Genomic DNA, 16,231 nt, shown 5'->3' with positions numbered 1-16,231 from the left:
TAATATCCTCTCAGGGTTCTGTCAGATTGAGGCTACAAAACAGAGGGTATTGACATATCGGCCATTCACAAGGAAACAGGACGCTGAATATGAACTTAAAAGAGTGGAGAAGATAATTAAATTTGGTGAGTCTGCAGACTTCAGTATACCTGCTGACCCTGGTGTTCTACGGGAAAAATTGGCTGTTTCGGCTTATTTACCGGTAGAAGATATAATTAAGTTAAAATATTGGTTTAATTCAATCGGGGTTTTAAAAAAGAAATTCAATAAAAGTTCATTGAGGGAATACTTTATTAAACTTGGAGAATATTCTGAACTTACTGATGAAATCAACAGAATATTCGATGGATACGACCAGGTGCGCGACGACGCCTCTGAAAGGTTGCTGAAGATACGAAAAGAAAAGAGACGCATCAAACAGACGATTGAAGAAACGCTCAATCGGATTCTTGCGAGGCGTTCTTCTCTATTTACGGATACGACAATCATAAAACGAAATCAGAGATTTGTGCTGCCGGTAAAACGGAACTTCAAGAACGATTTCAAGGGGATTATTCATTCTTATTCCAATTCCGGTGAAACCGTGTTTATCGAACCGATGGAGATAACCGAGTATTCTGCACGGTTGTTTGAACTGTCGGCTCAGGAACAGGAAGAAATAGAGAGGGTGTTGAAGTCTTTGACCGACCAGATCCGGCTTCGGATTGAGGATATTGAAGCTGATATTGAGGCGGTTATTGACCTCGACCTTTTATTTGCCAAGGCAAAATATGCCCGGGATCTGGATGCCGCCATGCCGGTATTTGATGAGCAGATCAATATTGTGAACGGTTTTCATCCAATTTTGAAGACGGTCGAAACAGAGGTGGTTCCCCTTAATCTGAAGATCGGTTCTGATAAGAAGATTCTTTTGATTTCCGGCCCGAATGCCGGCGGTAAGACTGTAGTTTTAAAGACCGTGGGATTGATCGCCTTGATGGCGAAGTGCGGTATGTTCATCCCCGTGGAAGAAGGAAGCACGATTCCCTTTTTTGACCGGATGTACGCGGACATCGGTGATGAGCAGAGTATTGAATCTCATCTTTCCACCTTTGCGGCACATATCAAGCAGATAAAAGAGGCATTATCGGCTCCGTCCAATTCCCTTGTGCTGCTGGATGAATTGATGAGTCAGACTTCAGTCGAAGAAGGGTCGGCGCTTGCAATCGCGATTCTTGAACGGCTCTCACAGCGCGGCGCCACAGTACTTGCAACGACCCATAATGAGAATCTCAAGATTTTCGTGAGTACCAGGACCGATATGGTCAACGCCGGCATGGAGTTCACTGACAGACCGACCTATCGGTTGATTCTGGGTATACCGCAGCCGAGCAATGCCATAAGGCTGGCAGGAGAACTGGGGATCAACCATGGTGTGCTCGAGAATGCACTGAAACGGCTTGATAAAGAAAAGGTTTCGATGAACAACCTGTTTAGTGATCTGTCAAAGGAGTTGAAAGAGGTTCAACAGGAAAGGGCGAAGTTGAACCGATTGATCAAAGAATATGAGTCGAAACTGGAAGAGCTCAATTTGAAGAAGAAACGCGAACTCGACGAGTTGAAGGCTAAATACAAAAGGGAGCTCATTCAATCAAAGAGGAGTATTGAACGGCTCATAAAAGAGCTCAAAAAAGAAGGCCCGAAACCTGAAAAAGTGCACGAAATGAGAAAGTTCTTTGATGAAGCGCTTCATGAAGACGATGAATCCCGGGTTCCGTACTTTCCTTCCATAGGGGAGATCGTACGTATCAGGAGTTTGAAAAAAACCGGTCAGGTCGTGGAAGAACACGCTGGTAAGTTCAAGGTGAGCCTTGAAAATATCTATTATTGGGTGGAACCGAAAGAACTGGAATCATTACCCGGTGACGGATGAACCGTGATGGATTTTAATCTATGATTGAGAAAGAGAAGATCGAAGAGATAAAAAGGCAGACCGATATCGTGGGTTTGATCTCTCAGTATGTCCAGTTGAAAAAGGTCGGTAAGAATTACCGGGGTTTGTGTCCGTTCCATTCCGAGAAAGAGCCCTCTTTCTATGTGGTTCCGGAAAAGGGAATTTTTTATTGCTTCGGCTGTAAGAAAGGTGGGAGCGCCATCAACTTTTTAATGGAGTATGAAAAATTGGATTTTCCATCAGCGGTTAAAAAATTGGCGAAAAATCTCGGCATCGAGATCGATACGACAAAAGGTTTGAAATACAAGGAGCTGTACGAGGTCAATGATTATGCGTCTCAGTTCTACACTTTATGTTTGAGTAAGGAAATAGGTAAAAGAGGAAGACATTATCTGGAAAGTCGTAATATTAATATTGATTCCTTGAAGGAATTCAGACTCGGTTATGCACCTGTTTCCGGTGGACTCGTCACCTTTATGCGCCAGAAAGGAATTTCAGTAGAGGGGTTGATAAAGGCGGGGCTTGTTTCCCGCTCAGAATCGGGCAGAGGAGCTAATCGGGAGGTATTCAGAGACAGAATTATTTTTCCGATATTCAACCTTTCCGGACGGATTATCGGTTTTGGCGGACGCGGGATTGATGAATATCTAAAACCCAAATACTTGAACTCTCCTGAAACCCCGATCTTCAAAAAAGGTGAGATTCTTTACGGTCTGTATCAGGCGAAAGAAGCGATGAGAATGAAAGGTGAGGCGGTTATCGTTGAGGGCTATTTTGATATTCTGAGTCTTTTTCAGAAAGGAATAAAGAATCTCTGCGCACCTTTAGGAACATCTCTGACCGAGAGCCAGTGTTTTTTAATCTCACGGTTCGCCAGGAAGGTTAATATTCTCTTTGACGGAGACCTGTCCGGCATAAAAGCCGCACTCAGAGCGATCGGTCTGCTTATCAATGCGCAGGTCGATGTTTTCGTCACCGAACTGCCGCAGGATACGGATCCGGATACTTATATAAATAAAGAAGGCGCCGACGGATTAAAAGAGATGCTCGGTTCTGCTCAGGACTTCTTCCATTTTTACAGGAAGGTGATTAAGCCCAAAACCGTTGAAGAAGAGGTTGGTGTGGTGAAAGATTTGATTCAGATAATCAGCAGGATTCGTGATCCGATCAGATTCGATAGATATTTGAAATATGCATCACGTGTGTTCGACATTCCGAGTGATACTATTCTCAAAGAGATGAACAGAAAAAAGCAGACAACTGAGAAAAGAGTGCAGAAACTGAATACCAATACCGAAGAACGATTGATGGCGATGATACTCAACAGCCGTGATGATTTTTATTTTGTGAAGGAAGTATTGAAACCGGATGATTTCAACACCCCCGGTTTGAAAAGACTTTATAAGGCGATGCTTAGAGATCAAAAGTTCGACGTCTCTGATCTCTCGGAGACGAATTTAGTTGATGAGGTCTTACGGGAGAAGTTGCTTTCCTTGATTATCAAGGAACTCCCGGTTTCAAAAGAGGCATTCAGAGAAGCGGTCTTCCGCTATAAATGCAGCATTGAGGAGAAGAAGATCAAGGCGCGGATCAGTAAGGCTCAGGCAGAAGGAGACGAAGTGGAATGGTCCAGGTACCAGAAGAAACTCAATGCGCTCAAGCGGAAAATGCTTCATATTAAGTTAGACGGAGTCGCGCCGAATGAAAAATTTTAAGTGCCTGTATTCAGGCGGAAAACGTCGGAGTTTTTCTTAAAAAAGGAGTGTAAAATTGAAATATTCGCGGAAAATATTTGAAAAAGCAAAATCGGCGGGGAAGATTTCGCTTAATGACATCAATAAGTTGATACCCGAAAAGGCGACACCCGAAGAGATCGACGAGATCCTGGCGGTGCTGTCGCGTCAGGGTATTTCCATTGTCCAGGATGAAAAGAAGGAGCCTGCCAAACGCCTGCGTTCCAAAAAATCACTGAAACCCGAGGAGCCGATCCGTGCTTATTTCAGAGAACTGGCTAAATACGACCTGCTTACAAAAGAGGAAGAGTACGAGCTCGCCGTGAAGATTGAGACGGGGTATCGGATGATTGAACGCCAATTTCTGCCTTATCCCTGTGCGGTCCGTAAATTACTTGAAATCTGCAGACAGGTTGAGTTGTGCCATAAGAGTCTCGATCAGATTTCGCGTGTCGAGATCGAAGCGATGATGGATAAGAGGACGTTCTGGGCTGAGCGTCAGCGTTTTGTCCGTCGTGTTAAATCCATAGAAAAGGATTATGATTCTCTGCTGGCGCTTTACAAAAAATATAAAAAGGACAAGTCGAAGGCAATCGAATGGCGGATATTCGAGAAAGAAGAAAGAATCCTCAGGAAACTTTCGATTCTTTCTTTACAACACAGCGTCGTTAACGTCGCGATATATACCTTTAAAGAGAAGATTGAAAGATTGAAAAAGGTTGAGAAAACACTGCCCAAGTTGCGGAACAAAGATGAAATAAAGGCATATACAAAAGAGAGAAAGAGTCTGTTGAAGGAGTTGAACACCGATACAGACGGAATCAACGAGACATTGATGATCGTCAGGACATGGGAAAATTTGATCAATCGTGCACGCCAGAGGATGATTGAAGGCAATATGAGGCTTGTTATTTCCATCGCAAAGAAGTACGTCAATCGAGGGCTGGAGTTCGCCGACCTCGTCGGTGAAGGGAATAACGGACTCATCAAGGCGGTTGAAAAATTTGATTATCGAAAAGGATATAAGTTTTCCACTTATGCAACCTGGTGGATCAGGCAGGCGATAACAAGGGCGATCGGTGATCAGGCGAGGACTGTCCGAGTACCCGCCCATATCCTCGATACAATGAACAAAGTGGCGCGCGCCAAACGGGATATGATACAGGATCTGGGACGTGAGCCCACAGTCGAAGAGATCGCAGGCAGACTTGATATTCCGACCGACAAAGTAAGGATGGCTCATAATATTTCTCTGATTCCGATTTCTCTTGATAAACCGATCGACGATGAAGAGTCGAGTTTTGTGGGTGACTTCATCAAAGACCCGCTTGCTGATTCTCCGTCCCGACGTGCCGCCATCTCCGTGTTGAAAGACCGGTTCAACGATATTCTGAAAGACCTGCCGAGGCGGGAAGAGAAGATTATCAGACTGAGGTTCGGATTGAACGACGGGCTGCCGAAGACCCTTGAAGAGGTCGGCAGAATGTTCAATATCACACGAGAACGCGTCAGACAGATTGAAGCAAAGGCGCTGAAAAAGCTCCGACATCCGACCAGACTGCGTAAGTTGCAGATGTACAAGGATCTGATCGATTAGTTCTTTGACGGTATTGACAGAAGAGATAATTTAAATATAATTGCCTATGAAAAAATCACGAACTGTTTTGAAGAATATCAGAAAATCTGAACGTCGCCGCAAGATTAATGTGGTGAAGAAAAAAGTTTTGAAGAGCGCAATCAAACGGCTCAAAAAGATGACGTCGAAGAAACAGGCGCTGAAGGTCTATCCCGAGGTACAGTCTTTGATCGACAAATCAATCCAGGATGGCATCATCAAGAAGAATAAAGCGGCGCGTTATAAATCACGCCTTTTGAAACATATCGCGACGAAGAAATAATTTTTCAAAATTTCCTGTTGACACAAACCACTATATTCTTATAATATGGTTATGTTTTGATTTCGATCCCCTGAAATTGCGGAGAAGATCATCCACAGGGGAATTTTTTTATTGCGATTTTGTATAACAGATTGAAGGAGGCAATTATGAAATCGAAAATCCTTGGTTGTATCGTTATAATAATGTCACTGGGGTTTTTGTTCGGAGTGAACTCATCAGAGAAAACCGGTGACGAATTGCATCTCAATATTCCCATTATCGGCATGAAGGGCAGGATCGGTAAATGTGAAGTCGAGATACTCGACCTTGAAGATAATGTACTCGGAACCGGTTATCGTTATGCCTACATCAGTAAAGAACACTACAAATTACCGGTGCGGATTACCCTGAAAGAGGAGGTCGAAGATTATGACCTTTTACGGGTTAAAGTGACTTTCAAAGAGCAAAAGCGTATTTATTCATTCTATCAACTCAAGGACAGAATGACCGTGAAGATTGTGGGACAGAATGAGTTTATCAAGGGAACAGATGTTACTTACAGGATAATCGTGCGTAATCAAAGTACAGGTGAGGCGATTCCCGGCGCCGAGGTGAAGATCACCTTAAGCGATGCCGAGAACGGAGATTATCTTTTTAAAGGAACAACTGACCGCAATGGTGTCTGCACCACGGATTTCACACTTCCTGATTCACTCGACAAAGCCGATTTACATTTTGAAATCACATCAAAACTCGGGAAGGACCAGTATGATACAAGCATAAAATTGCTCAACGGTGATCTGACCTATCTGGTCACCGACAAACCCATATATCAACCGGGTCAAACAATCCATATCAGAACCCTGTCACTGCAAAAACCAGACCTTAAGGCGGTAGAGGGTGGCGATCTGACTTTTGAGGTGGAAGACAGTAAAGGCAACAAGGTTTTCAAAAAAAGCATTACGACCGATGAATTCGGAACGGCGTATGTGAAATTTACGCTTGCCGACGAGGTCAATTTCGGAGATTACACCATAAGGGCGGTTCTCAACGGAGAAAAGACCGAGAAGACGGTCAAGGTGGAGAAATATGTCCTTCCCAAGTTCAAGATCGTTTTTAAAACCGATAAAGAATTTTACCTTCCGGCGGAAAGAATGGAGGGTGACATCGATGTCCAGTATTTCTTCGGTAAACCGGTTGTAAACGGAAAGGTCAGGATCACCACCTACCGCTATGACATCGGGTTTCAGAAAGAAGCGGTGATAGAAGGTAAGACAGACGAGAACGGCAGATACCATTTTGTCTATACTCTGCCCGATTATTTTGTCGGAGAGCCTCTGGAAAAAGGCGATGCCTTTGTCCGCGTCGATGTTGAGGTGATAGATAAGGCGAATCACAGTGAAAAGATTTCAGCCAAGAAAAAGGTCGTGAAGAATTTGATCTCCCTTTCAATCGTTCCGGAAGGCGGTTCTTTGAGACCCAATCTTGAGAACAGAATTTATGTACTGGCGAACTATCCAGACGGCTCACCCTGCAGTGCCCGTATTGAAATGACCGTCGATGACAGAACGAGTACAGCCGTCACCGATGAGTTCGGAATCGCGGAATTCAAGTACACCCCTGTCGGGGCGGACACCCGTATCCTGGTGAAGGCACAGGATGAAAAAGGGGAGACCGCGGAACTGGAAAAAGATTTCGCACTTGATGTTGAAAACGACCAGATTATTATGAGGATGGCACGCGGTATTTATGAAGTCGGGGATTATGTGGAACTTCAGTTTTTAACGACGAAACAGAACGGAAGAGTGTTTCTTGATATCATCAAGGACAATCAAACATTCCTGACAAAGTCCATTGCGGTGAAGAACGGCGAGGGCAGGTATCGTCTGCACCTGACTCCTGAACTGAGCGGTTCTATCTGGCTCCACGCCTACATCGTCACCACCGGAGGAAACATCATTCGTGATACGAGGTTCTGTTATGTACATTCCGCCGATGACCTTTTGATCTCTGTAAAAGGGGATAAGAAAGAGTATTTACCGGGTGAAGACGGTGAGATATTGTTCACGGTTACGGACAAAGACGGCCGCCCCCGGGTCGCGGCTCTATGTGTCGCGGTCGTCGATGAAGCGGTCTTCGCCGTATCCGAGTTGCAGCCTGGACTGGAAAAGGTTTACTTCAGGCTGGAAAAAGAGATTCTTGAACCCCGTTATGAAATTCACGGGTTTGAGCCGGTTAAGATCGTTGAAAGACCGGGTATCAAAGCGCGCGCCGAAAACGTGCTCTTCTCCACACTCGTTCCCAGAGAACCTTTTCCGGTCAATTACACCACGCCTCAAGAAGTGATTGATAAGATAAGAAGGGTCTTCTATGATCATCTGCTGAATACGCGCGATCGGATCTACAGGGCGATCAATGAATACTACGCAAAACATAATAAGTATCCGAAGAGCGCCGACGGCGTGAATGTTCTGATAGAAGAAGGGTTCCTCTCTGAAGAAGATATTCTGGATCCCTGGGCGCATAAGTACCGCATTACCACAGGCGGTGAGTACTTTTCCTGGTTCGAAATCGTCTCCGCCGGACCGGACGGTGTCTTTGACAATGAAGACGATATCAATGAGTGGTCGTTCCAGCGTTTCCTGCCCGAAGAAGAAAAGATGTTGGATCGCGTGATGGCACCTATGGCAGCCGGCAGAGTGGCAACTGAACAACCTGCTGCCTTTCCGCGTGGAAAGGTGAAATCGCAGACAAAAGGAGCGAGAAAAGAACCACGGGTACGCGAATTCTTTCCTGAAACATTCATCTTTGAACCGGCTTTGATAACCGATAAACAAGGAAAAGCGCGCCTCTGTGTGACTATGCCGGATGCCATCACCACATGGCGGGTGACATCATTCGCGTCCTCGGCTGACGGTGAACTCGGTTCAGCACTTTCTCAGATACGGGTCTTTCAGGATTTCTTTGTTGATATTGATCTGCCGGTGGCGTTGACCAAAGGAGACGAAATTTCTATACCGATCGCGGTTTACAATTATCTGCCGCGCGCTCAGGAAATAAAGCTGGTCCTTCAACAAGAAGATTGGTTTGATATCCTTGGAGAGAAAGAAGTAACGAAGAGATTGAAAAAAGACGAAGTTTCCGTCGTCTATTTCCCCATTAAAGTCAAAAAGCTCGGCTACTATTCACTTCTCGTCAAGGCATACGGTGAGATAAAGTCGGATGCAATTAAAAGAAATATCGCCGTGCTTCCGGACGGCAGAAAATTCGAAGACATAATTTCCGACAGACTCGAAGGGAATGTCGTGAAGAAAATAACCTATCCTTCGGATGCAATCGACGAAGCGAACACCTTAATCCTGAAGATCTTTCCGGGTATCTATTCTCAGATCGTCGAGGGGCTCGACGGACTTTTCAGAATGCCCTTCGGCTGTTTTGAACAGACCTCCTCGGTCACCTATCCCAATATTCTTATTCTGGATTATTTAAGGGAGACTGAACAGATCAAACCGGAAGCAGAACTTTCTGCAGAAGAATACATCAGTATCGGTTACCAGCGGTTATTGTCTTTTGAAGTCCAGGGTGGAGGTTTTTCCTGGTTCGGTGACGCTCCTGCCAATAAGGTCCTCACTGCTTACGGTTTGATGGAGTTTAATGACATGGCAAAGGTTTACGAGGTCGACGAACGTGTGATCAAACGTACGGCTCAGTGGCTCAAGAGTCAACAGAACAAAGACGGTTCCTGGTCACCTGACAAACAGTACCTCCACGCCGAATCCTGGACAAGGATACAGAAGAACGAAATCCTTCCGACCGCATATATCTGCTGGGCACTGGGTGAAATCGGAGAACAGGGCGGCGCAGCGGCGAAAGGTCTTGCCTTCCTGAAGAAGAACTGGAAAACAGCAAGAGACCCGTATATCCTGGCACTCATCGCCAATGCCTTTGTCGCCGTTGAACCGAAGGGGACGGTTACCATGGAAGTTCTCAAACATCTCGTCGGTATGGCGAAAGAAAAGGATGATGCTGTTTACTGGAACTCGGATATTCCATCGATAACCTTTTCGCGCGGAAAGGGTGCGGATATCGAGGCGACCGGCCTGGCGGCATACGCACTGATCAAGTCCGGAAAATACAGCGATCTGGTTACAAAGGTGTTGACCTATCTGATCAGGGAAAAAGATGCATCCGGATTGTGGTATACTACACAGGGAACAGTCATCGCCCTGCGTTCCCTCGTTGCCGCTTTGGGCAGTACTGCCGAAGATATCGACGCCCGCATCGTCGTCAAGATGAACGGTGAAAAGATCAAAGAACTGAAGATCGATGACAGTAACGCCGATTTGATGCATCAGGTCGAACTATCCGATTATCTTAAAAAGAACAATACCGTTGAAATCGATATCCGCGGTGAAGGCAGCTTCCTGTATGAACTTACCCGCGGATACTATATTCCCTGGGAAAAACTGCCCCGACCGACAGAACCGCCTTTTGTTATCGACGTCAAATACGACCGAACAGAACTGGCTGTGAATGATATCGTGGGAGTCGATGTTTCCATAAGACTGACTAAACCCGGTACCGCTCAGATGGTTATGGTTGATCTGGGAATACCCCCGGGCTTTGAAGTCCAGACACCGACTCTGGATGAGCTGGTCGGCAAGAAGATTCAGAAATACACCATTACACCACGACAGCTCATTATCTATCTTGATGAAGTATCTTCCAAAAAGCCGGTTCGTCTGACTTACAGTATCAAGGCTAAATATCCGATAAAGGCGAAGATCCGTTCTTCACGTGTCTATGAATACTACAACACGTCAGATGAAGGAGTTGAGGTTCCGATTGAGATGAAAGTCACGCTTTAAAAAAACAGAAATAAAGAATGAAAGCCCCTGCAAAGCAGGGGCTTTCATATTTATCAGGACCACGCCCGACTGAGTACGACAATCCGTCGTATATTCTCTATATTCATCAAAAATGCGATGAGGACAAGTGCTGCAAGGGGCTGGTTGAATAATCCACCGAGAAAGATTATAAAGATCCTCAGATCCCTTCCAATTCTGAAATATTGATTTCTTTTCTTACTGAAGAAACCGTCGTATTTCTCCGCGGTATAGCTGTTGATTAACGAACCGATGAGTGCTGCCGCTCCCAAGAAAATCACTCCGGGGTTGTTCATCTCCTGGAAGATGTGATAGGTGAGTCCCAGCAGAAGCAGGGCATCTGCATATCGGTCGAGCACGGCGTCGAACCATCCGCCGAATCTGGTTTCAAGGTCTTTAAGCCGGGCTATTTCACCGTCACAGCCGTCGAGGATTGAAGCCAGTTGAGCCAGCACCGCTCCGATGGCCAGGGGAAGGTACCCTTTCAATGAGAGAAATAACGCGGCGATAATGGAAATCAGAAAACAGAAAACGGTTATGGTGTTGGGTTGAATTTTCGTCTTCATCAAGAACTTCGTGATTCGCAGGGAAAACGGTCTATTTATGTATTTCGCAACAGGACCGTCGCATTCTTTGTTTATCAGGATACGGGTGAGATGATGTTCCGCCCGCATCAGTTGTGCTTCATCATCGACATCGATCCAGTAATTTCCATTGACGTCGAACGCTTTAACACACGATTTCCGCGCCAGTATCTTCATCCCACCGGAGAGGCTGGTATTACCTCTTTCAGAACTCTGTTTTAATGCCTTGAAGATCGCCGGCGTACAGAGAAAAACACCGGTGTCATAGGCATTATATGATTCAAGTTCTTTGCCGATATCAACGACCCTCTGGTCTTTTACAATCACTTTTGTTGCATCATCAATATTAACGAATCTGTTGTTTTTGATATTTGAATCCACGGCCAAAATGACCTCACCGTCGCTTATTTTTTGATTCTTTAATTTTTTTATGATATTCTCGTCTATAATATGGTCGCTCATAAGAAGAATAAATTTTTCTTTAATAACGTCCTTCGCCTTCAGCACTGAGAGGCCGTTTTCCCTTTCCCAATTTTCATTGTGCAGGCAGGTGATCTTCAATCTTCTCTCTTCAGCGAAGAGTTTCAGGTATTCCTGAAGTTCTTTTCCACGGTAGCCGGTGACGATGTAGAACTCTTTTATACCCGCTTTTCGCGCCTTCAGGATGACGCGGGCGATAAGGGGAAGACCCAGAACAGGGGTCAGGGGCTTGGATGGAGATCTGGTAGCGAGGCGGCTGCCTCTACCACTTGCAATTATCAGACATTTCATTTTCAATCACCTCCTCGTAACAAACATCAACACCATCTACTCTATAAGGTTCGGTCGATTAAAAAGAAACTATCTTATCAGCAAGTGTGTTTCCACAACCAGATGCTTTTGATGTCAATAAGTTACGTTATATTTTATTATAATAAAAATCCCTCTTCTGTCAAGGTCCTGCGGGTTTTTCCATACCACGGCCGCCGGTCTTTTCGCTTTGTTCAAGATAGACCGTACGGATCGGAAAGGGAATATTTATGTTTTCTTCCTTGAACCTTTTGTGGAGAGCTTTTATAAATTCGTGCTTTACCAGATATTGGTTGACGAATTCCTTTACCCGCAGGATTACCGAAAAGTCGATGCTTGAATCACCGAAAGTATGGTAGCGGATAAAAGGTTCGAATTCGGACTGTCCTCCCTGCACGTTTTGCAGAACTTCCTTTGCGACTTCGATCGTCACTTTTTCAACCTTCTCAAGGTCACTGTCATAACTCACACCGCACTGAATCACTACTGACATCTCTTTCTGGGGTTGGTGAAAGTTCGTGACGATCGTGTCGGCTAATTTGGCATTGGGAATGACGATGATGTTATTCGGCAGTTCTCTTATCTTTGTATTACGCCAGGAGATGTCAGTGACATAACCCTTTTCACCGGATTCAAGCTGAATATAGTCACCGACTTCGAGCTGTTTGGAGATGATTATCTGAATACCGGCGAAGAGATTCGACAGGGTGGGTTGAAGTGCCAGGGCGACTGCAAGACCTCCTATTCCCAGGGCAGTAATCAGGGGCGTGATCGAGACACCGATCGACTGCAGAATGATGAGGCCGCCGATTGCAAAGATCGTTATCTTGGTGAGATTAACGAACAGAGACGCGGACGGCAGGGCGGTCGTCTTTTTACTGTGGAGATTGATCAAACCGCCGGCGATTTTAGCCAGTACCACAGTGGCGGAGAGAATTAAGACCACGAGGAGTGATTTCTGCAGGATATTCGCGAGATTCGGTTTAAACGGAAGATTCAAGAGCGCGCCGTAGAGCCCGCCGATTCCACACCAGAGAATCGCCACCCCGCGGATCGCTCCGATTATTATTTCATCGCCTTCCCATCTTGTTCGCTCCGCAAACTTCCTTAACTTCGCCAGAATTATTTTTTCCAGGATAACACCGATGATGACTCCGACGGCTATGAATATCATTGAAATCAACAAATTATTAAAAGACAATTTTTCTGTGAACATAGACGACTCCTTTTTTTATTATGATGATATCTTTACCATAAACGTTTATTATTTATTTCCGTCATATTCTATTCAAGCCGACTGCGAAGTCAAGTGGGGAATGGGCGAAACGGAGAGCGGGAGAAAGGGAGAAACGGGGAAACGGTGAAGGGGCGGAGGGCATAGGGCTAAGGGCAGAGGGAGCGGTGCTGGAAGGGAGCTGCGCTGGCAGGGATGCACTTCGTGCATGGAAGGGAGCTGCGCTGGAAAAAAGAGAGATTCTTCGCTTCGCTCAGAATGACAGAAGAGAGAAACGGGGAAACGGAGAGCGGGAGAAACGGGGAAACGGAGAAAGGGAGAATGGGGGAAACGGGGAATGGGCGAAGGGCAAAGGGCGGAGGGGGAAGGGTTGGATAAAATATCTTGACGAATGGCTTGAAATTTGTAGAATAGATGCATGGCTTGGCCCAGTCAAAACCATTTGGAAAATTTAGAGGCGATTCTTGTAAGGCTGCACTGGCTTCTGCAGCCGGATACAGTGCTCACCGAACTTCCTTATGACCTCGAGTTTGTGAGTCAAACAGACCTCGAGCGTTTTACTGATTGGTGCCGCAGCGCGGTGAGTAAGAGCGAACTGGAAAAAGGGACCCACACAATCAACCGTGCCCTGATTGATTTCTTCGTTAAAAAGAATCATCCCCAGGTGGGACTGGAGCAGCGCAAAAAAAGGGTGGAGTCCCTCTTCAGACAGCTCCACAATATTCTTGATTTCCCTGATTATATGCCGATACCTTTGAATAAAGAGAACATTGGAAAGATCTTCGTAAAGATAAATGAAACACCCGGGGAGAGCCACTTTGAGAAGACCGCCAAGAAGATCAAGATCGGTGTCGCCCTGAAATGGCTTCAGGACAGCGAACTTAATGAAAAACTTTCAGAAAACACCGTCAGATTCATCAGCCGGCTCGGTGATTATTACGGCAAGGTGAAGCGCGGGGAACGGGTGTATGTGCGTGATATCGGAACCTACAGAACTCCGGAAGACGATACAAAAGTGATTGTGGAGGATTACGGTAGAAAGGTTGAACTTGCATTGATCGAGGCGTCTTCAGAGATCAAGAATGTAAAATTGAAATATCATAAAGACGAGGAGTTCGGTCAGTTCGGAAAAATCATAAATATGGTGAGGAGGATAGAGAAATATATAAACGGCGGAGAGAGCGAAGAGTATGACTACATCGAACAGTTCAGGGATATCATCTTCGTGGTGATAATACTCAACTATATCCAGGATCCGTATATCAAACGGACAAAAGAAGCCGTAAATCTTCTCAAGTTGACCCTTCCTTTATATCAGAAATATCTTGAATTCGAAGGCAGGGAGTTAAAGCCCGAAAGAAAGCCCTATGTATAATGTTTGATGGTTATAGATATCACCCTGATTAAGATATCTATCCGCCGCCCTGAAGAATTTTAATTCGTGCTTCAGTACGTTTTTTGTAATCTTTCGCTCCGATATGGTCGGGATTCAAAACAAGAACCTGTTTAAAGAGCTTTAATGCATCGTCATATTTTTCCGCATTGAAATATTTGACACCTTTACGGTAGAGCGCCTCGATCTGTTCTTTTGTGACCGCCGGTTCTTTCGGTTTCTTCGGCTTTTTCGGTTTTGCCGGTTTTTTCACAGGGGAGATCTTTTTCTTTAAATTTGCGATCTCTGTTTTCGCCTCGCTGTTCTGGATATCCAGTTCCAGCACTTTGTTCCAGAGTTCAATCGCGCCGACATAGTCTTTTGCCTGGGTTTTTGATATTGCCTCGGCACGATAGAGATTGATCAATTCTTCACGTCGGATTTTGATCTTTTCCGAGAATCGCTCGGCTTCTTTATTTGCCGGATCGAGTGAAAAGACCATTTCCAGCGCCACCTGAGCGGCGTCAAGGTTATCTTTTTCATAATATTTTTCCGCCTGTTTCAGATATTGACTGATATATTCATTCTTCTGCTCTGAAGCAGCAGTCTGCTGGTCTGTTTCTTTGCGTTTCTTCAGATGGAAGAAAAGCCGACTTTTTGTTTTCGGTTTCACGGAGATTTTCGCCATGTAGTCTTCATAATTCGGTTTAGAGATTGCAATCGTGTAGTTGCCCACGGGCAGACTGAGGCTGAAAGTGGAACCCTTTGTCTTATACCGCTTGTTTATTTCTTTGATGTCGATGACCGCACCGACAAGCGGCTGCTTTGAAGTATAGTCACGAATCACACACTCAATCGAACCCACCTGAGGACCTTCCATCAATGCACGATTAGTCGCCTCAACCCCGAGCGTAAAACGCGGCGAAAAAGGCTCCGGACTCCAGAAATGCTCACACTTGGTGACCGCCAATGTTCCGGTGAAATACTTATGACGATACCTGATCCCGGCATTGCCGTCCCGACCGTCGATCTCGGCAATCAATTCCATTGGCCCGGCTTTGATCGAACCACCAAAGAAAATCCCGAACGCCCACCAGGAATGACTGCGCGTCATATACTCCTCACCCAGAACAAATAGATCCGTATTGAAGATATGACTGCGCGGTCCATACCCGACAAACCGGCCACGCCCCAGACCAACCACTACATTGAAGACCGGCGCAAACGACTTCTGCATCGCAATATAGGTCGAAAACAACTCCCAGGGACGGCCATTACACTTTAAATGATAATTCTTCTCTTCTATAAAACCGGTCTCACCCTGCATCCCGATCGTCGATAGATGCGTGTTGTAAGAGATATCATCCACCCCGCAGAAGAACGCAGGTTTGTTGTCTTGTTCAGGTGAGAGCAGATAAGAGAAGCTTAGGGCATAGGTGACCGGTGTGTACATCGCCAGAGAGATTTCGGCTCTGCCGGCAAGGCCGTAGCGGAAGACCATGGTGAAGTCCATTGGGTCGGGTTCCTGGTCATCAGTAGGATCAGGATCATCGGTCGTAAACGGGAACGAAAAGGTCAGACCACCGCCGTACATCCCTGAAATATTGTACTGAGGAACCGTCGGGATATCGATAAACCCCGAGGTATGACAAAGCTCTCCAATCAGAAAAAATGCAACTATTATCATAACCGCCTCCTCTTAATTTAATAAAAAATACACCTATTTTATCTGAATATTATTATTATCTAATTATAATTACAATTTGTCCTCTGTCAAGAGGAGATTTTACCGCAAAAGACCGTTCTTTTGATACCATTCTATT

Annotated in this window: 9 protein-coding genes; 6 read left to right on the top strand and 3 right to left on the bottom strand. The window is 45.4% G+C overall.

Annotated elements, in window-relative coordinates:
* Window positions 1-103: 103 nt before the first annotated feature.
* From ENI34_10365 to ENI34_10345, 5 genes are all read left to right on the top strand, one after another.
* Complete coding sequence (locus ENI34_10365) at window positions 104-1,912, top strand: hypothetical protein (GenBank protein HEC79521.1); 1,809 nt, start codon at window positions 104-106, stop codon at window positions 1,910-1,912.
* Between the two features lie 20 nt (window positions 1,913-1,932).
* Window positions 1,933-3,648: a DNA primase gene (locus ENI34_10360; protein ID HEC79520.1), complete on the top strand. Its 1,716-nt coding sequence runs from the start codon at window positions 1,933-1,935 to the stop codon at window positions 3,646-3,648.
* A gap of 55 nt (window positions 3,649-3,703) precedes the next feature.
* The gene (locus ENI34_10355) at window positions 3,704-5,263 is read left to right on the top strand and encodes a sigma-70 family RNA polymerase sigma factor (GenBank protein HEC79519.1); all 1,560 of its coding nucleotides are present in this window, start codon (window positions 3,704-3,706) and stop codon (window positions 5,261-5,263) included.
* A gap of 46 nt (window positions 5,264-5,309) precedes the next feature.
* Window positions 5,310-5,564: a 30S ribosomal protein S20 gene (locus ENI34_10350; protein HEC79518.1), complete on the top strand. Its 255-nt coding sequence runs from the start codon at window positions 5,310-5,312 to the stop codon at window positions 5,562-5,564.
* A gap of 146 nt (window positions 5,565-5,710) precedes the next feature.
* Entirely contained in the window at window positions 5,711-10,411 is a 4,701-nt protein-coding gene (locus ENI34_10345; GenBank protein HEC79517.1) for a hypothetical protein, read from the top strand.
* A gap of 53 nt (window positions 10,412-10,464) precedes the next feature.
* On the opposite strand, the gene ENI34_10340 is transcribed toward ENI34_10345, so the two are convergent.
* Window positions 10,465-11,784 carry a hypothetical protein gene (locus ENI34_10340; protein ID HEC79516.1) on the bottom strand — a complete coding sequence of 440 codons (1,320 nt, stop codon included), beginning with the start codon at window positions 11,782-11,784 and terminating at the stop codon, window positions 10,465-10,467.
* A gap of 160 nt (window positions 11,785-11,944) precedes the next feature.
* Window positions 11,945-13,018 carry a mechanosensitive ion channel family protein gene (locus tag ENI34_10335; protein ID HEC79515.1) on the bottom strand — a complete coding sequence of 358 codons (1,074 nt, stop codon included), beginning with the start codon at window positions 13,016-13,018 and terminating at the stop codon, window positions 11,945-11,947.
* Between the two features lie 436 nt (window positions 13,019-13,454).
* Here ENI34_10335 and ENI34_10330 point away from each other — a divergent pair, with 436 nt between their 5' ends.
* On the top strand, window positions 13,455-14,411 hold the full coding sequence (locus tag ENI34_10330; GenBank protein HEC79514.1) for a hypothetical protein: 957 nt from the start codon (window positions 13,455-13,457) through the stop codon (window positions 14,409-14,411).
* A 37-nt stretch (window positions 14,412-14,448) separates the two neighbouring features.
* Here the strand turns inward: ENI34_10330 and ENI34_10325 are convergent, their stop codons facing one another.
* A complete protein-coding gene (locus ENI34_10325) occupies window positions 14,449-16,095 on the bottom strand; it encodes a tetratricopeptide repeat protein (protein ID HEC79513.1) in 1,647 nt (548 codons plus the stop codon).
* Window positions 16,096-16,231 lie beyond the last annotated feature (136 nt).

This window comes from candidate division WOR-3 bacterium, from assembly GCA_011052815.1.
GTDB lineage: Bacteria > Hydrothermota > Tepidihabitantia > SM23-42 > SM23-42 > DRIG01.
The sequence above is the reverse complement of the archived record's forward strand: the minus strand, read 5'-3'. Positions and strand labels throughout refer to the sequence as shown.

Coding starts and splice junctions, on each gene's coding strand:
- ENI34_10360 (HEC79520.1), top strand. CDS start 1,933: ATGATTGAGAAAGAGAAGATCGAAGAGATAAAAAGGCAGACCGATATC.
- ENI34_10350 (HEC79518.1), top strand. CDS start 5,310: ATGAAAAAATCACGAACTGTTTTGAAGAATATCAGAAAATCTGAACGT.
- ENI34_10340 (HEC79516.1), bottom strand. CDS start 11,784: ATGAAATGTCTGATAATTGCAAGTGGTAGAGGCAGCCGCCTCGCTACC.
- ENI34_10330 (HEC79514.1), top strand. CDS start 13,455: ATGGCTTGGCCCAGTCAAAACCATTTGGAAAATTTAGAGGCGATTCTT.
- ENI34_10345 (HEC79517.1), top strand. CDS start 5,711: ATGAAATCGAAAATCCTTGGTTGTATCGTTATAATAATGTCACTGGGG.
- ENI34_10335 (HEC79515.1), bottom strand. CDS start 13,018: ATGTTCACAGAAAAATTGTCTTTTAATAATTTGTTGATTTCAATGATA.
- ENI34_10325 (HEC79513.1), bottom strand. CDS start 16,095: ATGATAATAGTTGCATTTTTTCTGATTGGAGAGCTTTGTCATACCTCG.